Raw genomic sequence first — 21,784 nt, forward strand, 5'->3', positions numbered from 1 at the left:
ACGCGTGCCGTATCCGCACCACCCCCACCGTCCGGTCCCGCTGCCCGCGACTTCCCCGGCACCGCCCATTCCCTCCCTCGCACGTTGATCCGCGGCTCCGTTCCCACCGTTCCGCCCGCTCCCCCCTTCCCCCTCCGCTTTGCCAACGCGATGCCCGGTGCCGGTCAGCGGTGCGCGACCGTCGCGGGACCCCGCCCGTCCCCGTCGAGCACGGCCACCGAACCGTCACGGTCCGTGCGCGACACCTGTGCCCCGGCCGCCTCCAGCGCCCCGATCGTCCTCGCCGAGGGATGCCCGTACGGGTTGTCCCGGCCGCAGGAGATCAGGGCGAGCCGCGCACGGGTCAGCTCCAGCAGCTCCGGGTCCTGGAAGGGCGACCCGTGGTGCGCCACCTTCACCACGTCCACCCGCGCGGACCGGCCGCCGAGCGGCCCCCGCACCAACGCCCGCTGCGCGGGCGGCTCCAGATCACCGAGCAACAACATCCGCAGCCCGCCGCTGCGCACCAACAGCGTCACGCTCGCGTCGTTCGGCTCCAGCGGACCCATCGCACCGGGCGCCCGTGTGTCCTGCGGCCACAGCACCTCCCACTCGACGGGTCCGGTGCGCCGCCGTTCCCCCGCCACCGCGTGCCGCAGCGCGATCCCCCGCCCGGCGGCGGTCCGTCGCACCGCCGCGGCTTGCGCGGCGGGCTCCGCGAGGCCCGTCGTCTCGATCACCCCCACGTCCCGGCCCCGCAACACCCCCTCCAGTCCCGCCACATGGTCCAGATGGAAGTGGGTGAGCAGCACCAGTGGCACCCGGGTGATCTGGAGCCGCCGCAGACACCGGTCGACCCGCCCCGGATCGGGCCCCGCGTCGACCACCACCGCACTGCCCCCACCCGCCGCCAGCACCAACGCGTCCCCCTGCCCCACGTCGCACATCACCAACCGCCACCCGGGCGGCGGCCATCCCGTCATGACCCGGGTCAGCGGCACCGGCTGCACCACGGCCAGCACCAGGGCGAAGGCGCACGCCGACGCGAGGGGCGGACTCCGCAGCAACCGCCGTACCGTCGGCACGGCCAGCGCGACCGCCGCCGCCAATAGCAGCGCGCCCCGCCAGCCGCCCGGCCACCCCAGCGAACCGCCCGGCAAGGCGGCCCCCGTCCGGGCGATCCCGGCGATCCACCCCGCCGGCCAGCCGCCGCACCACGCGATGACCTCCGCCACCGGCATCGCCACCCACGCCGTGATCAGGGCGCCGAACCCCAGGACCGTCGCGGGGGCCACCGCGAACTCCGCCAGCAGATTGCACGGCACCCCGACGACACTCACCCGCTGCGCGAACGTCGCCACCACCGGCGCGCACACCGCCTGGGCGGCGGCCGCCGCCGCCAGCGCCTCGGCGACCCGGCCGGGCACACCGCGCCGCCGCAGTGCGGCGCTCCACCCCGGCGCCACCGTGAGCAGGGCGCCCGTCGCGAGGACGGACAGCAGGAAGCCCGGCTTCCGGGCCAGCCACGGGTCATGGAGCACCAGCAGCAGGACGGCCGCCGCCAGCGCGGGCAGCAACGATCTCCGGCGTCCGGTGACCATCGCGAGCAGCGCGATCCCGCCGCAGGCCGCCGCCCGCACCACACTCGGCTCCGGTCCGCACACCACGACGAACCCGAGACTGAGCCCTGCGGCCAGGACCGCCGTCGCCCGCAGTCCGATGCCGAGCCTGGGCGCCAGCCCCCGCCGTTCCACGGACTGCGACATCCCCGGCGGGCCGACGAGCAACGCGAGCAGCACGACGAAGTTCGAACCGCTCACCGCCATGAGGTGCGTCAGATCCGTCCTCTCGAACGCGTCCCGCAGCTCCGGGGTGACCCGCGAGGTGTCCCCGACCACCAGTCCCGGCAACAGCGCCCGCGCGTCCTCGGGCAGCCCCGCGGTGGCCCGGCGCAGGCCCGTCCGTAACTCCCCGGCGATCCGCTGCACCGCCGATGGCGGCGCGACCACACGCGGCGGTCCCTCCCCGTCGACCCGTACGACGGCCGCGATGTCACCGCCGCGCCGCTGGGGCGGGGCGAGCCGTCCCATGACCCGCAGCCGGGTGGACGGCAGTACTTCCAGCCACCGCCCCGGCGCCCGGCCGGCGTCCACCATGAGCAGCACGGGCGTACGGGTCCGGGTGACCGCGCCGTCCGCCGCCGTCACCCGGACCACCCGGGCGTCGACCAGCACGAGCGGCGGCGCCGCGGCTCCCGTTGGACGCGGGCGCGCCCGGCGCGGGTCCGCCGCCACCTCCACCTCGAAGGTCGCCGCCGCGTACCGGTCGGCGAGCTCCGGGACCGGCCCCCGCCATAGATCGGCCCCGTGCAGACCGGCCGCGGCAGCCGAGGCCGCCACACACAGCAGCACCGCAGCCCAGGTCACCCGCCGTGCCGCCGTCCAGCCACCACTCGGGCGCCAGGGCACAAGCAGCGCCACGGCCGCGACCGCGGCGCACAGCACCACCCCCGCCGTCCACCACGGTGAGGCTCCGAGGAGCAGCGCGGCGGTCAGCCACACGGCAAGCGCGGGCGGCACCAGCCGGAGGTCCGCGGCCGTGTTGCCGAGCGCCGTGTTGCCGGATGCTGTGCTGCCAAGGGCTGGGCTGCCGGAGGAGACGACCCCAGGAGCCCCGCTCACGGCCGGACCAGGTCCTTCAGCGTGGCGAAGCGCCGGTCACCGATCCCGGTCACCTCGCGGAGCTGTGCCACGGTGCGAAAGCCGCCCTGCTGGGCGCGGTGGTCGACGATCCGCTGGGCGAGCACCGGTCCCACCCCGGGCAGCGTGTCGAGTTGGGCGGCGGTGGCGGAGCTGAGCGAGAGCGGCGCGGACCCCGGTGCGCCGCCCGCGGAAGGTCCTGCGCCGGTCACCGGCCCCGCCGGGGAACCGGCCACCGACCCGGCACCGGTCGCCGTCCCCGGTCCTTCGGGACGTGCCCCCACGACGATCTGCTCACCGTCCACGAGCATCCGCGCGCGATTGAGCCCGGTGAGGTCCGTGCCCGGTTTCACGCCGCCCGCCGCGCCCAGCGCGTCGGCCACCCGGGACCCGGCGGGCAGCCGCTGGAGCCCCGGATCACGTACCTTGCCGCCGACGTCGACCACCACCCGTGGCCCGGCGAGTCGCGCGGACGCGGTCGGTCCGGGAGGAGCCGCGCGCACCAGCTCCGGGGCGCGTACGGGCTGCGGACGGCCAGCCCAGAAGTGCTGGACAGCGAACCCGACCGCGATCACCAGGACGACGGTCAGCGCCACCAGGCTCCGGCGCTCCAGCCCGCAGCGCGTCCGGAGCCACAGCGGCAGCCGCTCGCGTACCGCGAGCACCGCCCGTGCCCCACGCGACAGCTCAGCGTCGGGGCCCGGAGGCAGTCGGCCCCCGGACTCCCGCCCGCCGAGGCCGGACCCCTCCGGCCCGGGGCGCGAAGACCCCCCACCCAACGGCCCGCGCTCCACAGGCCCGTGCCGCGAGACCCCGTCCCGCGACGGCCCGTACCGCTCCCCCGGCCCGGGTCCCCGCCGCCCGTACTCCGCGAACGACGCGTCCGCCCGCCGCCGCACCCGCCCGTCCGACCCCGCGGCCCGGCCGGGACCGCTGCCCGCTCCACTCGGCCCGCGCCGCCGCCGCGCTACCTCGGCCGGGGGCTCCGCGAGCTCCGCCGACGCATCCGTACCCTCACCAGGAAGAATTCGAGAACTCATGCCTTCGACGGTAGGGATTTCGCCCGACTCGCGATGATCATGAACGATTCCCGTGGACAGCACCCCACTTGTGGATAACTCCACCCCCCGAAGGAGTGACGGACACCTCCGGAACACACTTGGGCCCCCTCCTCGCGCGGTCGCAGGACTCACGGAAGGGGGTGGGCGGGAATCTCTGCCCGCAGACTCCGACGCCCCCACTACAGCCACTGAACGCCCGTACCGAGCGCGTTGGAGCGAGGACGGAGAATCCCGACCGGCCCCGACCCGAAGAACAAACAGAACGCGCCCCAAAGGGGCGCGAGGAACTGCGCGAAGACGAGGACAGACCCGCACCCGACGAACAGACCCGAAGGGGCAGCACCCAGGGGCGCGAGGAACTGCGCAAAACCACCGACCGACGGCACAGGAACAAGTGCGCCCAGCACAGGAAACCCAGGGGCGCGAGGAACTGCGCAAAACCCACGAGCGACCGCACAGGAACAAGCGCGTCCCGCCGGACAGACCTACGAAGCGCAAGCGAAGGCGACCCGCGAGGGACTACCGTCCGGACACCACGACCCCGAGCAGCCCGGGCCCGGTATGCGCCCCGATCACCGCGCCCACCTCGCTGACGTGCAACTCCCCCAGCCCGGGGATACGTTCCCGCAGTCGCTCGGCGAGCGCCGCGGCCTTCTCGGCCGCCGCGAGGTGATGGACCGCGATGTCGACCGGTCCCCCGACCCCCGCCCGGTCCGCCGCGATCTCCTCCAGCCGGGCGATCGCCTTCGCCGCGGTGCGTACCTTCTCCAGCGGTTCGATCCGCCCGTCGGCCAGTTGGAGCAGCGGTTTCACGGCGAGCGCGGACCCGAACAGCGCCTGGGCCGTCCCGATCCGTCCGCCGCGTCGCAGATAGTCGAGGGTGTCGACGTAGAAGTAGGCGGAGGTGGCCGCCGCGCGCTTCTCGGCCGCGGCGACCGCCTCGTCGATCCCCGCGCCCGCCGCGGCGGCCTCCGCCGCGGCGACGGCGCAGAACCCGAGGGCCATGGCGATCATGCCGGTGTCGACCACATGGACGGGCACCGGAGCGTCCCGCGCGGCGAGCACGGCCGCGTCGTACGTACCGGACAGTTCCGAGGAGAGGTGGAGCGAGACGATGCCCGGGGCTCCCGACCGGGCGACCTCGCGGTAGGTGGCGGCGAAGACCTCGGGGGCGGGCCGGGAGGTGGTGACGGGGCGGCGCTTCTGGAGGGCCTGGGCGAGCGAGCGGGCGGAGATCTCGGTGCCCTCCTCCAGCGCCTGGTCACCGAGGACGACGGTCAGCGGAACCGAGGTGATGTCGTGCTGCCGCATCGCCCGCTCCGGCAGGTAGGCCGTGGAATCGGTGACGATGGCGACATGGCTGGACATGGGCTGGAGATTACCCGCCGGGCCTGCGGAGCGGCAGTCCGGGCCGTCGGGGAGCGGTGACCGGAGGGGCCCGGTCAGGTGGTGCTCTCCGGGCGGGGCTTCTTCTCCCACGAGTAGGTGGGCCGGGCGACGGGCGGCGCGATGGCCGGAGCGGCCGGCTCGGCACCGCCTGCGGGCCAGGTCTGCTCCTGGGCCCCGGCGCGGCCTTCGGGACCGGCGGGCGCGGGCCAGGGCGCGGGGCCGTCCTTGGCGGGCTCGGCGGACGCGGACGCGGTGGACGCCGACGAAGGGGCGGCGGCCGGGTCCTGCGCGCCGGGGGCCGCTTCGGTGGTCCAGTGCCGCAGGGCGCCCGCCTCCATGTCGATCTGGAGGCTGAGGGAGTCCAGGTCGTCGTTGGCGAAGCGGTGGGCGCGGTCGCGGGCCGCCCAGCGCAGGGCGTCGGCGGACTTGGTGATCTGGTCGGTGCGCTCACGCATCTCGGGCAGCGCGGCGGAGAGCCGGGAGCGGTCGGGCTCGGTCTCCAGCCGCTTCAGCTCGCGGTCGAGCTCATGGCCGTGGGTGCTGAGCCGGTCGAAGAGGCTGAGGGACTCCCGCAGCGACTCGTCCTCGCCGACGGCCGCCTGGAGGGCGTCCTGGGTGGCCCGCATGGAGGTGCGCAGCTTCAGCCGCAGCTGGGCCAGCTCCCCGGCGGCACCCGGCTGGGTGTAGGACTTCGCCTTGAGGGTGGTGTCCTCGACGGTGCGCCGCGCCTGGTGGATCGTGCGGTCCACGCCGCGCTTGGCCGCGCCGACGACCTTGACCGTGGCGTACACCCCGAGCGCGACCAGCAGGACGAAGAGCAACGCCACGACGGCGATCACGGCTTCCATGACGGTCCTCTCCCGGTCCTGCGACGTCTCTTCAACGGTAAACGCAAAAGGCGGTGCGCGAGTTCCATCCCGGCCCCCGTCCCACCCGTAGGGGATACCCCCGGCCCGCCGACCGGGTCCGGTCCCCGAGGACAGTGTCCCCGGGGGCCGGGCCGTTCAAGCGGGCGGGCCGGTGGATCGGCGGGTCACATGGGGACGATGTTGACCAGCTTCGGCGCCCGTACGACGACCTTGCGGATGCCCGCGCCGTCCAGCGCGGCCCGTACCTTGTCGTCGGCCAGCGCGATCCGCTCCAGCTCCTCGTCTGAGATCGACGGGGAGACCTCCAGCCGGGCCTTGACCTTGCCCTTGATCTGGACGACGCAGGTCACGGTCTCGTCCACGACGTAGGCGCGGTCGGCGACCGGGAAGTCCTGGTGGACGACCGAGTCGGTGCGGCCCAGCTTGCGCCACAGTTCCTCGGCGATGTGCGGGGCCAGCGGCGCGATCATCAGCACCAGGGGCTCGGCCACCGCGCGCGGGAGGGGGCCGTTCGCCTTGGTCAGATGGTTGTTCAGCTCGGTGAGCTTGGCGATCGCGGTGTTGAAGCGCAGCCCCTCCAGGTCCTGGCGGACGCCGTCGACGGCCTTGTGCAGGGCGCGCAGCGTGTCCTCGGCGGGCTCGTCGCCGGTGACGGTGACGTCGCCGGTCGTCTCGTCCACGAGGTTGCGCCACAGCCGCTGGAGCAGCCGGTACTGGCCGACGACCGCGCGGGTGTCCCACGGCCGGGAGACGTCCAGGGGGCCCATGGCCATCTCGTACAGCCGCAGGGTGTCGGCGCCGTACTCGGCGGCGATCTCGTCCGGGGTGACGGCGTTCTTCAGGGACTTGCCCATCTTGCCGAGCAGTCGGCTCACCCGCTCGCCCTGGTGGAAGAACGCGCCGTCGCGCTCCTCGATCTCGGCGGCGGGTACGGCGATGCCACGGCTGTCGCGGTAGACGTACGCCTGGATCATGCCCTGGTTGAACAGCTTGTGGAACGGCTCCGGCGAGGAGATGTGGCCCAGGTCGAACAGGACCTTCGACCAGAAGCGGGCGTACAGCAGATGCAGGACGGCGTGTTCGGCGCCGCCCACGTACAGGTCGACGCCGCCGGTGGGCATCCCCGCGCGCGGGGACATCCAGTAGCGCTCGATGTCGGGGTCGACCAGCCGCTGGTCGTTGTGCGGGTCCAGGTAGCGCAGTTCGTACCAGCAGGAGCCCGCCCAGTTGGGCATGGTGTTGGTCTCGCGGCGGTACGCGCGCGGGCCGTCGCCGAGGTCCAGGGTGACGTTGACCCAGTCGGCGTTGCGCGACAGCGGGGTCTCGGGGCGGGTGTCGGCGTCGTCGGGGTCGAAGGTGCGCGGCGAGTAGTCGTCGACCTCGGGCAGTTCCAGGGGCAGCATCGACTCGGGCAGGGCGTGGGCGACGCCGTCCTCGTCGTAGACGATGGGGAAGGGCTCGCCCCAGTAGCGCTGGCGGCTGAACAGCCAGTCGCGCAGCCGGAAGTTGACGGTGCCGTGGCCGATGCCCTCGCGCTCCAGCCACTCCGTGATACGGGCCTTGGCGGCGGTGACGTCCAGGCCGTCCAGGGTGATGCCGTCGCCCGCGGAGTTGACGATCCGCGCGTCGTACGAGGCGAAGGCGTCGTCCCATTCGGCGGGGTCGGTACCGCGGCCGTCGCTCGGCTCGACGACGCAGCGCATGGGCAGTTCGAAGGCGCGCGCGAAGGCGAAGTCGCGGGTGTCGTGGGCGGGCACGGCCATGATGGCGCCGGTGCCGTAGCCCATGAGGACGTAGTCGGCGATGAAGACGGGGACCTGTTCGCCGCTGACCGGGTTGGTGGCGTGGGCGCCGGTGAAGACGCCGGTCTTCTCCTTGGCGTCGGCCTGCCGCTCCACGTCGGACTTGGCGGCGGCCTGCTTGCGGTAGGCGGCGACGGCGTCACCGGGGGTGGCGTGGCCGCCCGTCCAGACGTCGTGGGTGCCCTCGGGCCAGGCGGCCGGGACGATCCGGTCGACCAGGTCGTGTTCGGGCGCCAGCACCATGTAGGTGGCCCCGAAGAGGGTGTCCTGGCGGGTGGTGAAGACGGTGATGACGCCGGTGCCGGGCGCGGTGGCCGGGCCGCCGGAGACGGCGCCGGTGGCGGGGACGGCCCCCGGGCCGTCGGTGCTCACGGGGAAGTCGACGCGGGCGCCCTCGGAGCGGCCGATCCAGTTGCGCTGCTGGAGCTTGATGGCCTCGGGCCAGTCCAGGCCGTCCAGGTCGTCCAGCAGGCGGTCCGCGTAGGCGGTGATGCGCATGTTCCACTGGCGCAGCTTCGACTTGAAGACGGGGAAGTTGCCGCGCTCGGAACGGCCGTCGGAGGTGACCTCCTCGTTCGCCAGGACGGTGCCCAGACCGGGCGCCCAGTTGACGGGTGCCTCGGAGGCGTAGGCCAGGCGGTAGCCGCTCAGGACCTCGGCGCGTGCGGCGGCGTCCAGCTCGGGCCACGCGCGCGTGGCACCCGGTACGGCGCGCTCACCGGAGGCGAACTGGGCGATCAGCTCGTCGATCGGGCGGGCCTTGCCGGCCTCGTCGTCGTACCAGGAGTTGTAGATCTGGAGGAAGATCCACTGGGTCCACTTGTAGTACGCGGGGTCGATCGTGGCGATCGAACGGCGCTGGTCGTGGCCCAGGCCCAGCCTGCGCAGCTGCCGCTTCATGTTGTCCATGGCCGCCTCGGTGGACACCCGGGGGTGGGTGCCGGTGGCGACCGCGTGCTGTTCGGCGGGCAGGCCGAAGGCGTCGAAGCCCAGGGTGTGCAGGACGTTGTGCCCGGTCATGCGCTGGTAGCGGGCGTACACATCGGTGGCGATGTACCCGAGGGGGTGGCCGACGTGCAGTCCCGCGCCCGAGGGGTACGGGAACATGTCCATGATGAACTTCTTGGGGCGGGCGACGGTGGCGGGGTCACCGGCCAGGTCACCGGTCGGGTTGGGCGCCTCGTAGGTGCCCTCGGCCTCCCAGAAGTCCTGCCAGCGTGCCTCGATACCGGCGGCCATGGCGGCCGTGTAGCGGTGCGGAGCGGCCGCCTCGACGGCGGCCTGGGCGATCCCGCCCGCGGGCCCCTCGGGGGCGCTCTCCGCGGCGGCGGGGGAAGAATTCGTCTCGCTCATGATCCCTAAAGCTCCATCGATCGTCATCTGCCTGCGGGCGTCGACCCGTTCGGGTCCGGTCGCGGCACGGTCCGGAAACGAAAAAACCCCTCGCACAGGAGGGGGCGCCGCGCCGATGCCGACCGGATTCGTCATCCGTCGGGACTGATCAGCGCGGCCCGCTAAGCAGAAGGCGTACGGCACGCATGGCGCCAGGGTACCGCAGGGCCCGCATCGTCGCGACGGTACAGGCGTGCGGTCGCCGCGCGCGCGTGGGAGCCCTCTCACCCGGACATGGGAGCGCCCTCACGCGCGCGGGGTGACCGGCGGCGAGCTGTGGGTGGGGGCGTCCGGCACGGGAGTCCCCACGCGTGCGTGGATGCGACCGAAGGGGCGCGGTGTCCGGCGTCATGTGAGAGACCGGTGACGTCTTGATGAGGATCGGCACACAGAATCATTGGCCATCGATTACTTCGCGTACCGCCCGCTAACGGGACAACACAAAGATCATGCGCCTCTTTGATAACAGGGTAATAACTCAAACCCCGCACCCCTCGGTATGGGGCCACTTAGAGTGCGGCGGCGGGACCACTGTGCCGCGTCGTTCGGAGTCGCCCCATGAACCCTCGTCGGAAAGTCCGCCCCTCTCGCGCCCCGAAACCGTGGGCCCGGGGAGGCACGGCAGCCGGAGTGATGCTGCTGATACCCCTGCTCGTCGTCATCGGAGGTGAGGGATTCCGTGATTTCGTCAACCACGGCGCGGGAGTGCTCTCCCTGGTCTCGCTCACCTCCTCGGTGCTCTGGGGACTCGTCGCGTCGGACCGGGTCTTCCTGAACTCCCGTCAGCGACTGGTGGCCCAGGGCATCCACCGCGCGACGGCCGTCGCCGCGATCGTCTTCCTCCTGCTGCACATCAGCGTCAAGATCGCGCTGGACCACACCACCGTCCTCGCCACCCTGGTCCCCTTCGGGCTCGGCGTGGACGGCGCCGCCGGACTCATCGGGTTCGGCTCGCTGGCGGCCCTGCTGATGGTCGCCACGGGCCTCACCGGCGCCCTGCGCAGCGCCTTCGCCTCCCCGGCCCCGGTGGCCGCCCGCTGGCGTGCGGTGCACACGCTGGCGTACCCCGCCTGGTGCTCGGCCCTGGTGCACGGGCTGTTCGCCGGACGCCCCGCGGCGGGGTGGATCACGTTCCTGTACGGCATGAGCCTGGTGGCCGTCATCGGGGCGCTCGGGCTGCGTGCGGCGCCCGCCCCGGTGCGGCGGAGGGTCACCGCCCAGGTGCTCGCCGTCCTGGGGTCCGGCCCCCGGCCGGGCGGCCGGGCCCCGCGCGACACCGCCGAGATGCCGCTGCCGGGTGTCGCGCCCCCCACGCGCGGGTGGGCCACGGCATCCCGCGCGTGGGACACCGGTCCGCCGCCCCTGTCCACCACGCTCCGGCCCCGCTCCGGCGAACCCCCGGCGCCCGCCCCGGCCGCCCGGGTCACCGCGTCCCCGGGGCGCCCCGACGAACCGGGCGGCGGGCTCGGGATGGCCGCCGCGTACCGGACCGTCCCGACGCCCCCGCCGCCGTACCCGGAGGCGCCGCCCGGCGCCTTCCCCGACGACCACCGGGCGGTACCGGACAGCTACCCGGGCAGCCGGGTCCCCGTGGATGTGCGGCCCACCGGCGGCGTCCCCCGCCAGGGCGACGGCGCGGAGCGCTGGCCGGCCCCGTCACCCCGGCCGCCCGCCGAGGCCCCGCGGTCGCTCTACGACCCGCTCGCCTCGACGCCCTACGGAAGCACCCCCACGTACCCCGCGACCGGCCACACCCCTACCGAACAGCTCCCGGGGCCCTTCCAGGCGCCCAGCTCCGGTGAGCCCTGGAACGCGCCCACCGGAGGAGTCAATTGAACGGCGGAGCGGCCCTGCCCGACGTGCCCGAGGTCCGGGTCGTCGGACTGCCTCAGCTGACCTCGGGGTTCGACCTCGTGGAACGGCTCGACCTCGGCACGCATCTCCAGGTGCACGGTCCCCTCGAACCGATCGGCGGGGAGCGGTTGGCCGCGCTGGCCGAGCGGATCTCGCTGCGGGGGCGCGGCGGCGCCGGGTTCCCGTTCGCCAGGAAACTGCGTTCCGTGGCCGACGCCGCGATCCGCCGGGGAGTGCGCCCCGTGGTCGTCGTCAACGGCAGCGAGGACGAGCCCGCGTGCCGCAAGGACACGGTCCTGATCAACCGGGCCCCGCATCTCGTCCTCGACGGGGCGCTGCTGGCCGCGGAGGCCGTCGGTGCGCGGACCCTGGTGGTCGGGGTGACCAGGGAGTCCACCCAGCGGTCCATGGAGCGGGCACTCGCCGAACGTGGTCTGTCCAACCGGCGCGGGGCCTCCATGCGCGCGCGGGTGCAGCGCAACCCGGTGCGCATGGTCACCGGTGAGTCGTCGGCGTTGATCCGCTCGGCCGACGGGGGCCCGGCCCGGCCGCCGGGGCGCAAGGTGCGCGCCTCGGAGGCGGGTGTCGGTGGCGCCCCGACGCTGCTGTCCAACGCGGAAACGTTCGCGCAGCTCGCGATAGCCGCCCGGACGGGCGCCGACCGGTACCGCAGGACCGGTCTGCGGGACGAGCCGGGCACGGTGCTGCTGACGGTGTCCGGCGCGGTCGCCCGGCCGATGGTCCTGGAGGCGCCCTCGGGTGTCCCCCTGCGATACGTCCTGCAACTGGCCGGCGCCCCACCGCTGCCGCAGGGCGTGCTGACGGGCGGCTACCACGGCAGATGGCTCGACACGGCCACCGCGCACGACGCGATCGTCTCCCGCGCGGCGCTGGAGGCGGCGGGCGGCGCGCTCGGCGCGGGCGCGATCCTGCCTCTCGGCCAGGACACCTGTCCGCTGGGCGAGGCCCTGCTGGTGGCACGGTGGCTGGCGGGCGAGAGCGCCGGGCAGTGCGGCCCCTGCTACCGGGGGCTCCCGGCCGCCGCCCGGGGCCTGGAGGACGTGCTGAACGGCGGCGGACCGGCCGCTCTGGAGGCGTTGCGGCAGATCACCCACGCCGTGAAGCGGCGGGGCGCGTGCAAGCACCCGGACGGTTCCGCGGCGTTCATCGAGTCCTCCGTCTCCGCGTTCACCGACGACCTCGCGGCGCATGTGCTCGGCAGCGGCTGCGGCCGTCCCGTGCGGGGCGTGCTGCCGCTCCAGGAGGAGCCCGCGGCGGGTACGGGTACCGGGGGCGACGCGGGCCCCAGCGGACAGCGCCTCGCGGTGGACTGGACGCTGTGCCAGGGGCACGGGCTGTGCGCCGACATCGTGCCCGAGCTGATCCAGCTCGGGCAGGACGGCTATCCGTCCGTGGCGGAGGCCGCGGTGCCGCGCTACTCGCAGGCCCGCGCGGTGCGGGCCGTGCGCCGCTGCCCGGCCCTGGCGTTGCGGCTGGAGGAGGACCCCGCGAAGGCGGCGGGCCGTTCGGTGCTGCCGATGCTCCAGCCGGGCCGGGGCCGCCGCGCCCTGGGCAGCGGCCGGGAGTGAGACCACGCGCACGCACGCGCGCGGGACGTTGACTGAGACGACGGGGTGAACGCGGAAGGTCCCGCCCGGAGTACCGGGCGGGACCTTCCGTCAACCGCTTGTGGAGCTAAGGAGAATTGAACTCCTGACCTCCTGCATGCCATGCAGGCGCTCTACCAACTGAGCTATAGCCCCTCGTGGTGCACCGCCCGGTCTCCCCGGCGGCGACGCCAACATTAACGGTCCTCCCAGCCGTTCACCAAATCGATTCCGGTTCGCGGCGGCGCGGAGGATTCCGCCCGGGATGTCCCCCGCCGGGGCGGGCGGGCGGATCAGGCCGTGGCGAAGGAGTAGAAGCGTTTGAGGGTGCAGTGCTCGTCCAGCAGCCGGCCGTAGATCGGCTCGCCCTCCAGCTCACGGTAGGTCTCGATGGGGTCGCCTTTTATGATCAGCGCCCGCGCGCATTCCTCGCACCAGTACTGGTAGTCCGGGTTGACCGGCTCCATGTCCCGGACGATCGGCGTCCCGCTGCCGCACCAATCGCATTTGCGCCTGTGTGCACCCATCGATCAGCTCCAGGAGTGGCCGCAGGCCGTGCACATGAAGGAGACCCCGCCGTTGTCGCCGAGCAGCTGGGCGACCTGGGTGGAGCCGCAGGAGGGGCAGTCGATGAGGGACCTGGTGGGGCGCCCGGGGAGTATGCCGTCCCCGCGTGGCACCGCCAGGGCGAGGAGGTGGTCTTCCCCCTCGCGGATGCTCGCAGGCATCGCTTCTCCCTCCCGTCGGGACGCGTCCCCCATCCGGCCGTTTGATTCTGCCACGACGGGAGCACCACGGTCAGCGACGTACGCGTACCGGTCCGGACACGGCGTCCGCCCAGGGCCCAGGCTTGTACGAGGACCCGTGCGCGGGGAACGCGTCCACCGGTGCGATACGTCTGTGCCCCTCCACGTACCTCGACGGAGCGCCGGGCAACCGCGCGGGCCGGGAAAATGGCCACGAAGAACCCGCGTTTGTCCAGTACCCGTGCCCCGCACAGGCGTCCTGTCTCGGCACGGGCATACGCGAAGGGCGACCGGGCCGCGTCCCGCGCGGTACCGATCGCCCTTCCAAGTGTGGAGCTAAGGAGAATTGAACTCCTGACCTCCTGCATGCCATGCAGGCGCTCTACCAACTGAGCTATAGCCCCTTGCGTTCTTCCCGCCCTGCGGGCTGAACAAGAAGAACTTTAGCCTGGGAGCCGCCGGAAAGTGAAATCCGTGCCGACGGCCGCCCGACCGGTCACGCGGTGGCGTGAACCCGTCAGTCGTCGTCGCCGAGGACCGGCTCCGGGAGGGTGCCCGCGTTGTGCTCCAGCAGGCGCCAGCCGCGCGCGCCGCGGCCCAGTACGGACCAGCAGCAGTTGGACAGGCCGCCGAGGCTCTCCCAGTGGTGGGAGTCGAGCCCGAGGAGGCGCCCGATGGTGGTGCGGATGGTGCCGCCATGGCTGACGACGACCAGCGTGCCCTCGTCGGGAAGCTTCTCGGCGTGCGCGAGGACCACGGGGGCCGCGCGGTCGGCGACCTCGGTCTCCAGCTCGCCGCCGCCCCGGCGGATGGGCTCGCCGCGCTTCCACGCCGCGTACTCGTCACCGTGCCGCGCGATGATCTCGTCGTGCGTGAGGCCCTGCCACACGCCCGCGTACGACTCGCGCAGGCCCTCGTCGTGGGTGACGTCGAGGCCGGTGAGCGCTGCCAGCTCGGCGGCCGTGGAGGCCGCGCGCTGGAGGTCCGAGGCGATGATCGCGTCGGGGTTCAGCGAGGCGAGCAGCCGGGCGGCACGACGGGCCTGGAGGACACCCGTACCGGTCAGGCCGATGTCCGTGGTGCCCTGGAAGCGCCGCTCCAGGTTCCACGCGGTCTGGCCGTGCCGCCAGAGGATGATCCGGCGGCTGGGGCCCGACTCGGAGAAGGGCTTGAGGTCCGTGCGGGAGGAAGCGCTCACAGCATTTCCCCGCCGAGCTCGCGCAGCCCTGAAGCCTCCTCGGCCGCCTGGGTGCGCTGGGAGTGCTCGGCGCCCTTGCCGCGGGTCGCCTTGGCCTCTTCGGGCAGGTCGATCTCGGGGCAGTCCTTCCACAGCCGCTCAAGGGAGTAGAAGACGCGCTCCTCGCTGTGCTGCACATGGACGACGATGTCGACGTAGTCCAGCAGGACCCAGCGGGCCTCGCGGTCGCCCTCGCGGCGCACGGGCTTGACGCCCAGCTCCTTGCTCAGCCGCTCCTCGATCTCGTCGACGATCGACTTGACCTGGCGGTCGTTGGGCGCGGAGGCCAGCAGGAAGGCGTCCGTGATCGACAGGACGTCACTGACGTCGTAGGCGATGATGTCGTGCGCGAGCTTGTCGGCAGCGGCCTGTGCGGCGGCGGAGATCAGCTCAAGGGAACGGTCAGTTGCGGTCACTGCGCGGCTTTCCTTCGACGGTCGGGTGTCTCCCAAGCGTCTCACGGACCGCTGACAGCTCACGAAACGGTCACCTTCCGTGGCCGCACGGATACGCCCCGCCTGGGCGGAGGCGGGGGTCCACGCGCGCGTGGACCCCCGCTCCGAACACTCGCTACGGGCTGTCGGCGCCCTTCTTGGGGGTGTAGTCCGGACCGAGGACCACCGCGACCTCCGCGTTGCCGTCGACCTCGCCCTTGCGGACCGCCGACGCGGGCAGGTCCAGGGTCTTGGCGACCTCCACGGCGTCGGACTTGCGGGCGTCACTGGCGTAGAGCACCCGGGTCGTCGCGACAGTGTCGCCCTTGCCGCCCTCGACGAAGGTGTAGCCGCCGTTGACGAGGACGACCCGCGCGGCTTCGGTGGCGTCACCGGAGCCGCCGGCGTCACGGACGCTGACCCGGACGGCGTCGCCCTGTTCGGGGCTCTTCACGGTGCCGCCGAGCAGCGGTTTGACGACGGTCTCGGTGGCCTGCGCGGTGAGCGCGCCGTCGGACTCGACGGGCAGCAGCGCGGTCTTGTAGTCGCCGCCCTTGGCCCGGTCGGAGAGCCTCGCCAGGAAGGCCCCCAGGTCCTTCTCCGACAGGGACGGGTCGAGGATCTGCGCGAGCGACTCGACGGTGACGGTGGCGGACCCGGCGTCGGACGAGATCTTGCGCAGGATGCCCTGCATGACCTGGCCGAAGCGGGCGAGCTGGAACTCCTCGCCCTCCCCCGGGGCGCGGTAGGTGGCGTAGGCGACGGCCATCCGGCCGCTGAGGGTCTGCTGAGCGCCCTGCTTGACGAGCGGCGCCTCGCCCTTCCTGGCCTTCTCCGAGGGCACGTTCGCGTCGGTGTCGATGTCGATGTTGCCGACCAGGTCGACCAGGTTGCTCAGGAACGGGGTGTCCAGTCGCCAGGTGCCCTCGATACGGGTCCCCAGGAGGGTGTCCACGGACTCGCGGGTGCCGCTGGAGCCGTCGGCCTCGACGGACTTGGCGAGCGTGGTGGTGGAGCCGTCGTCGGCGCTGACGGAGAGCGCGTTGGGCAGCAGGACGGTGTTGCCCTGCTTGGTGGTGGTGTTGTCGACGAGCAGCGCGGTGGAGGTGCCGCCCTTCTTGGTGTTGTGCAGGTGCACGAGGACCACGTCGCGCTTCTGCGGTCCCGCCGCCGGGCCGCCGGACCCCTCGTCGTCCGAGAGTCCGGGCAATTTGCCGGCGAGCCACAGATAGCCGACGCCGCCGACCACGATCAGCGCGAGGACGACGACGAGCGCGACGACCCGGCCCCGCGCGCGGCGCTTGGCCTCCTCGCGGCGCTCGGTGCGGTTCTCGGTGAACGAGAGCCAGTCGATGACGTCCTCGGGTTCGCCCTCGGGTTCCTCCACGAAGGCGAACTGTTCGGTGCGGTAGTCGCGTTGTCCGTCCGCCTGGTCCGACGCGTCCGGACCGGTCGGCCCGGCCGCGGTGTCCGGTGCGGCGGCCTCGGCCGCGTACTGCGTCCCGGGGCCGCCGTCGGTCTGTCCGGGGTCCGTCCCGTGGCCCGGGTACGCCGTGGGTCCGGCCGGGTGGGCGGCGGTGGGCGCGGCGGTCTGCTGGGGGATGTAGGCGGTCTGTTCGGCGGTGCCGGGGGCCGGCGCGTCGGCGTGCTGCCGCTGTCCGGCGCCGCCCGCCTGGCCGTAGGGGTCGTAGGGGTCGGCCTGGACTTGGCCCTGGGCCCCGGGCCCGTCCCCGTAATCGCCGTAGGAGGGCGCTGGGGCCGCGTAGGAGCCGTAGCCCTGGTCCTGGCCGCCATGGGCGTCGCCGTGGCCCTGAGCGGCGCTCACGTGGCCCTGAGCGGCGTTCCCGTAGCCCTGGGAGGGGTCACCGTAGCTCTGCCCGGTGTCGCCATAGTTCTGCCCGGTGTTGCCGTAGCCCTGGGAGGCGCTGTCGTAGCCCTGGGAGGAGTCGCCGTAGCCCTGGCCGGTCCCGTAGCCGCCGCCCTGGCCCTGCGCCGGGTCGTAGCCCGTGGCCGTGCCGTAGGGCTGCTGCTGGTCGGCCGGGAAGGTGCCGTACGACTGCTGCTGCTCGCCGTAGCCGCCGTGGTCCTGTGGGGTGCCGTAACCCTGGGCGTCCGGGGTGCCGTAGCCCTGCTGGGCGTCGTACGACTGCCCCGGTGCCTGGCCCTGGCCGCCGTACGGGTCGGTCCACTCCGGCTGCCGGCGGGACTGCTCGGGGGCGTTCGCCTGCTGGTAGACGGGACGGCCGTACTCGTCGTAACCGGCCAGTTCGTAGCTGGCGAATCCGTCGGAGCCGTCGGAACCCTCGGGGTCCGTCCCGCCCGGATGGCCGTCGTAGCGGTCGTCTCGACCGTTCACAGGTCCCCCTCCCGGTTCAGTCGCCGCGGTACAGGTCGCGCTTGTCGATGTAGCGCACCACGCCGTCGGGCACCAGGTACCAGACGGGGGCTCCCGCCGAGACTCTCGCGCGGCAGTCGGTGGACGAGATGGCGAGTGCCGGGACCTCCACGAGGGAGACACCGCCCTCGGGGAGTCCGGGGTCGGTGAGGGGGTGGCCCGGCCGGGTGACCCCGACGAAGTGTGCCAGGGAGAACAGCTCTTCCGTGTACCGCCAGGTCAGGATCTGGCCGAGGGCGTCGGCGCCCGTGATGAAGAAGAGGTCCGTGTCCGGGTTGAGCGCGCGCAGATCACGCAGCGTGTCGGTGGTGTAGGTGGGGCCGCCGCGGTCGATGTCGATCCGGCTCACGGAGAACTGGGGGTTCTCCGCGGTGGCGATGACCGTCATCAGATAGCGGTCCTCGGCGGGCGACACGCGCGTGTCGCTCTTCTGCCAGGGCTGCCCGGTCGGCACGAACACGACCTCGTCGAGATGGAACTGCGCGGCGACCTCGCTCGCCGCCACGAGGTGCCCGTGGTGGATCGGGTCGAACGTTCCGCCCATGACGCCGAGGCGGCGCTTGCCGCTGTCCGCCGGGCCGGTAGGCATGTCCTGCTGTCCCATGCGTGCAGACCCTACCGGCCCGTACCGCGGGACCGGACGCCGGAGGGATTCCGTCACGTTCGGCGGGCGCGGTGGCTCAGCGGGCCGGTGATCCGCCTGCGTACGAAGGTCAGCGGTCCCGGTTGAAGCGGGTGGTGATCCAGAGCAGCAGGAGCAGGGCGAGAAGGGCGCCACCACCCGTGACGAACGGGTTGATGCTCGCGTGGGGGCCGTGGTGCCCGCCCTCGGCGAGGGTGACGAGCTGGGCCGCGTTGCTGTGCAGAGTCATCTTCGGGAGGACCAATCCGGAGTGGGAACGGGCTGGAGACAGGAAGCCTCTGAGGCCATCGTAAGCGTGAGGTAAAGCGGATTCGCGGGAGGGCCGTGGTTACGGGGACCCGGGTCGCCGCGGCGGCGGTCACGCCCCGTCACCCGGGGAGTCCCGACCGGACCCCGGGCAACGGCACGGCGCTGTTCGGCGTCCCTCTCCACGACCGCGCCCCGCGCCCCGCGGCGAGCCGTCCGTGACGAGCCGTCGCCACGAGCCGTCCGGGCGGAACGGCGCGGCACGGGAACCGAAGCGGACGGCCACCCGTTCAACCGGACGACAACGCGAGACATGGGGGGCGTCATGAGCGACGACAACACCAACGGCACACCGCGGCCGACGGGCGAGGACACCGGCGCGGAGAATCTGCCCGGCAGGCGGCGCAGGCGTTTCCCCGGTATCTCCTCGCGGGCGTACGAGCATCCGGCCGACCGCTCGGCGCTGGTGGCGCTGCGCAAGCTCAGCGGTTTCGACACGGTGTTCAAGGCGCTGAGCGGGCTGCTTCCCGAGCGGAGCCTTCGGCTGCTGTTCCTCTCGGACTCGGTGCGGGTCTCCGACGCCCAGTTCGCCCATCTCAACGACATGCTGCGGGACGCGTGTTACATCCTGGACCTGGAGAAGGTCCCCGCGATGTACGTCAGTCAGAATCCCCAGCCGAACGCGATGTGCATCGGTCTCGACGAGCCGATCATCGTCGTCACCACCGGTCTGATCGAGCTGCTGGACGAGGAGGAGATGCGGGCCGTCGTCGGCCATGAGGTCGGGCACGCCCTGTCGGGGCACGCGGTGTACCGCACGGTCCTGCTGTTCCTGACGAATCTGGCGCTGCGGGTGGCGTGGATACCGCTCGGCAATGTCGCGATCATGGCGATCGTGACGGCGCTGCGCGAGTGGTTCCGCAAGTCGGAGCTGTCGGCCGACCGCGCGGGGCTCCTGGTGGGCCAGGACCTCCAGGCGTCGATGCGGGGCCTGATGAAGATGGCGGGCGGCAACCACCTCCATGAGATGAACGTCGACGCGTTCCTCAAGCAGGCCGAGGAGTACGAGCAGGGCGGCGATCTGCGGGACTCCGTCCTGAAGATCCTGAACGTGCTCCCGCGTACGCACCCCTTCACCACGGTGCGGGCGGCCGAGCTCAAGAAGTGGGCCGAGTCCCGTGACCACCAGCGGCTCATGGACGGTCACTACCCGCGGCGCGACGAGGACAAGGACACCTCCGTGACGGACTCGTTCCGTCAGTCGGCCTCGGCGTACGCCAGTGATGTCCGTGATTCCAAGGACCCGCTGATGAAGCTGGTGACCGACATAGCGGGCGGCGCGGGCGACCTCGGCGGCCGGGTGCGCAGCAGGTTCGGCGGCTCCGGCAAGAGCTCGGGCGGCTCCGGCAGAGGTGCGGACGCCTCCGGCGAGGAGAGCGGCGGGAGCGGCGAGGCCAAGGGCGGCCCCTCCGCGACCTGAGCGCCTGGCGTCCCGCGCCGCGGCCTGAGCGCCCCGGGTCCCGCGATCCGCGCCCGCCGAGCCCGCCGAGCCGGACACTCCGGTGCCCCGACGAGCCCGGTGCCCCGTGGAACCTCACCGCGGGACTCAGTCGCGGGGCGGATCCGGCTGGGCCTTCGAGGAGAGCGTCCCGCACAGACTCGTCGGGGTGCCCGTGGCGTAGGGGTCGGTCCCCGGGGGCGTCCCGGCCCCGGGGACCTGCCCCGCGAGCAGTGGCCGCAGATGCCTCGCCCAGTCGGCCGCGCAGGCCAGCGGCCCGGCCTGCGCGTAGGACATCACCAGCTCGGTCTGATGCCGCCGCAGATCGTCCCGGTCGAACCGGAACAGCAGCTCGCGGCGGACCGTGAACAGCGACGCCGGTGCCGAGGGTCCGCCCCGCGCGGGCCGCAGCGCGTACACGAAGGTGTGGTCGCTGCTGACCTCCAGGGTGTCCGGCCCGGTCTCGGCGGCCCGCAGCGTCCCCTGGACATGGACGCGGGGTTCCGCGAGGGCGGCGCGGGCGGGGTCGAACCGCACCAGCCATCCGGTCGCGGCGTGCAGTCCGTCGGTGGCCGGGCGGGCGAAGCTGCGGTCGAACTGGGTGAGCTGCTCCGGGTCCAGCAGGATGCGTACCGGCCGGACGGCGCGGCCGGTGAGCACGTCCGGGTCGAGGGAGGACTCCACCAGATAGTCCTTGGCGGTGGTCAGCGCGGTGACGACCTGGCTGTCGGAGAAGTTCGCCGTACGCCGTGCGGCCGGAAGGGTGATGCCCTCGGCCCCGATCCGGAACTGGGCGGCGGGGCTGTGCGCGTAGAGCCGGGACGGGACGCCCCCGGGCACGGCGGACAGGGGCGCCAGCGGGATGACCGTCATCCGCAGCGCGCCGGGCGGTCTGACCACCGGGGTGTCGTACGGATGGCGGACACCGAGGTAGACGGCGGTGACGAAGGCCATGGCGATCAGCAGGACGAGGAGCAGGGCCTGCCGGGGCATACCGCCACGGCGCTGCGGGGCGCGGCGGCGGACGGCGGGCGCGTGCTCGGTGATGCGTTCTTCGGCGGAGAACTCCTGGAGCCGGGCAGCACGGACGAACGACTCGTCGAAGACGACGGATCGGTACTCGTCCTCGCCGGGGCCGCCCTCGGGTGTCCCCGGCGGTGGGTCTCCTGGCCCGCCCATACCTTCAGGGTAGGTCTGAAGAGGGCACGGTAAACGCGCTGCCGCGCGACAACTTGCCCCAGGGGTGAGGGCGGCCGGAACCCTACGGTGCCGTGCGGTGTCAGGGGGTGCGGGGCAGTGCCGTCACGGGGGGCCGGGAGTGGTCGGCGGACGTGGCGGGGCCCGTCGGGAGGCTCTTCTCCAGTCCGGTGGAACTGGGCCGGGGCACCGGGTCCTGCCGGCTGGAGGAGGCTCCCCGGTAGACCGCGGCGAAGGCGAGGGCGACCATGCCGACGCCCATGACGAGGGCGAGCAGCCAGGCCACGGGCCGGTGCCAGCGGGCGTGTCCCATGAAGGTGGCGGAGCGGCCGTAGGACTCCTCCAGGATGTCCCGGGCGTACCGGTCGTCGGGGTCGTAGTCGCGGTGCGGACCGAATCCGTCCTGGTCGGAGCCGTCCGGGTCGTCATGGCGACCCGCGCGTGAGCCCGTGCGGCGGGCCTCCGCCTCGGTCGCCTCGGCCCGGGCCTCGGCGGCGGCGAGCAGTCGCTCCACCGCGCTGGGCTCGCGGATCTCGGCGGCCCGGATGAAGTCCTCGTCGAGGACCACGGAGGCGAACTCCTCGTCCGCACTTCCGTGGTCGCGGTCGTCGGGCTCCTCGCCGCCCGGAAGCGGCCTGCCCCCCACGTCCTCCGGCACGTCTCCAGAGTAGACCCGGGGGGTCGTTTTGGGCAGACGGACGGAGGATTCCCGGCCGCCCGTCCCCCGGCGCGGACG

17 protein-coding genes and 2 tRNA genes are annotated in these 21,784 nt (G+C 73.1%); 3 read left to right on the forward strand and 16 right to left on the reverse strand.

From position 1 onward, the window contains the following. Positions 1–164: 164 nt before the first annotated feature. The 5 genes from AB852_RS31880 to leuS all read right to left on the reverse strand — a co-directional run bounded on the left by AB852_RS31880 (position 165) and on the right by leuS (position 9,152). Positions 165–2,660 carry a ComEC/Rec2 family competence protein gene (locus AB852_RS31880; protein WP_079185067.1) on the reverse strand — a complete coding sequence of 832 codons (2,496 nt, stop codon included), beginning with the start codon at positions 2,658–2,660 and terminating at the stop codon, positions 165–167. Then, complete coding sequence (locus tag AB852_RS31885) at positions 2,657–3,718, reverse strand: ComEA family DNA-binding protein (RefSeq protein WP_073793680.1); 1,062 nt, start codon at positions 3,716–3,718, stop codon at positions 2,657–2,659. Before AB852_RS31885 ends, AB852_RS31880 begins: the two co-directional genes overlap by 4 nt. Positions 3,719–4,258: 540 nt before the next feature. Continuing rightward, a complete protein-coding gene (locus tag AB852_RS31890) occupies positions 4,259–5,107 on the reverse strand; it encodes a DegV family protein (protein WP_073793681.1) in 849 nt (282 codons plus the stop codon). 74 nt (positions 5,108–5,181) lie between these two features. Continuing rightward, positions 5,182–5,976: a hypothetical protein gene (locus AB852_RS31895; RefSeq protein WP_073793682.1), complete on the reverse strand. Its 795-nt coding sequence runs from the start codon at positions 5,974–5,976 to the stop codon at positions 5,182–5,184. Between the two features lie 185 nt (positions 5,977–6,161). Further along, on the reverse strand, positions 6,162–9,152 hold the full coding sequence (leuS, locus tag AB852_RS31900; RefSeq protein ID WP_073793683.1) for a leucine--tRNA ligase: 2,991 nt from the start codon (positions 9,150–9,152) through the stop codon (positions 6,162–6,164). A 672-nt stretch (positions 9,153–9,824) separates the two neighbouring features. Here leuS and AB852_RS31905 point away from each other — a divergent pair. Together AB852_RS31905 and AB852_RS31910 are read left to right on the forward strand one after the other, a co-directional pair. After that, positions 9,825–11,027, forward strand: coding sequence for a hypothetical protein (locus AB852_RS31905; RefSeq protein ID WP_073793684.1), 1,203 nt, complete (start codon positions 9,825–9,827; stop codon positions 11,025–11,027). After that, a complete protein-coding gene (locus AB852_RS31910; protein WP_073793685.1) occupies positions 11,024–12,634 on the forward strand; it encodes an NADH-quinone oxidoreductase subunit NuoF family protein in 1,611 nt (536 codons plus the stop codon). The genes AB852_RS31905 and AB852_RS31910 overlap by 4 nt, the downstream gene beginning before the upstream one ends. 101 nt (positions 12,635–12,735) lie before the next feature. Here the strand turns inward: AB852_RS31910 and AB852_RS31915 are convergent. The 9 genes from AB852_RS31915 to AB852_RS40080 form a co-directional block, all read right to left on the reverse strand. After that, a tRNA-Ala gene (locus AB852_RS31915) sits at positions 12,736–12,808 on the reverse strand. Between the two features lie 137 nt (positions 12,809–12,945). Then, entirely contained in the window at positions 12,946–13,179 is a 234-nt protein-coding gene (locus AB852_RS31920) for a hypothetical protein (protein WP_016643127.1), read from the reverse strand. 3 nt (positions 13,180–13,182) lie between these two features. Next, entirely contained in the window at positions 13,183–13,380 is a 198-nt protein-coding gene (locus AB852_RS31925; protein WP_073793686.1) for a hypothetical protein, read from the reverse strand. A gap of 349 nt (positions 13,381–13,729) precedes the next feature. After that, positions 13,730–13,802, reverse strand: a tRNA-Ala gene (locus AB852_RS31930). 113 nt (positions 13,803–13,915) lie between these two features. After that, a complete protein-coding gene (locus tag AB852_RS31935) occupies positions 13,916–14,596 on the reverse strand; it encodes a histidine phosphatase family protein (protein ID WP_073793687.1) in 681 nt (226 codons plus the stop codon). Further along, positions 14,593–15,051 (reverse strand): ribosome silencing factor, encoded by a 459-nt coding sequence (gene rsfS, locus AB852_RS31940; protein WP_073793688.1) that lies wholly within the window; start codon positions 15,049–15,051, stop codon positions 14,593–14,595. The genes AB852_RS31935 and rsfS overlap by 4 nt, the downstream gene beginning before the upstream one ends. Before the next feature lie 154 nt (positions 15,052–15,205). Continuing rightward, complete coding sequence (locus tag AB852_RS31945; protein ID WP_245876994.1) at positions 15,206–17,425, reverse strand: LCP family protein; 2,220 nt, start codon at positions 17,423–17,425, stop codon at positions 15,206–15,208. Between the two features lie 16 nt (positions 17,426–17,441). After that, positions 17,442–18,068 (reverse strand): nicotinate-nucleotide adenylyltransferase, encoded by a 627-nt coding sequence (nadD, locus tag AB852_RS31950; RefSeq protein ID WP_073793689.1) that lies wholly within the window; start codon positions 18,066–18,068, stop codon positions 17,442–17,444. 109 nt (positions 18,069–18,177) lie between these two features. Beyond that, the gene (locus AB852_RS40080; RefSeq protein ID WP_099284147.1) at positions 18,178–18,336 is read right to left on the reverse strand and encodes a hypothetical protein; all 159 of its coding nucleotides are present in this window, start codon (positions 18,334–18,336) and stop codon (positions 18,178–18,180) included. Positions 18,337–18,678: 342 nt separating this feature from the next. Here AB852_RS40080 and AB852_RS31955 point away from each other — a divergent pair, with 342 nt between their 5' ends. Further along, positions 18,679–19,833, forward strand: coding sequence for a M48 family metallopeptidase (locus tag AB852_RS31955; protein WP_073794297.1), 1,155 nt, complete (start codon positions 18,679–18,681; stop codon positions 19,831–19,833). Positions 19,834–19,959: 126 nt separating this feature from the next. On the opposite strand, the gene AB852_RS31960 is transcribed toward AB852_RS31955, so the two are convergent. Continuing rightward, positions 19,960–21,030, reverse strand: coding sequence for an SCO2583 family membrane protein (locus tag AB852_RS31960; RefSeq protein WP_073793690.1), 1,071 nt, complete (start codon positions 21,028–21,030; stop codon positions 19,960–19,962). A 100-nt stretch (positions 21,031–21,130) separates the two neighbouring features. Further along, positions 21,131–21,706: an SCO2584 family spore wall biosynthesis protein gene (locus AB852_RS31965; RefSeq protein ID WP_073793691.1), complete on the reverse strand. Its 576-nt coding sequence runs from the start codon at positions 21,704–21,706 to the stop codon at positions 21,131–21,133. Between the last annotated feature and the right edge of the window lie 78 nt (positions 21,707–21,784).

Origin of the sequence: Streptomyces uncialis, from assembly GCF_001905345.1 — a bacterium.
GTDB lineage: Bacteria > Actinomycetota > Actinomycetes > Streptomycetales > Streptomycetaceae > Streptomyces > Streptomyces uncialis.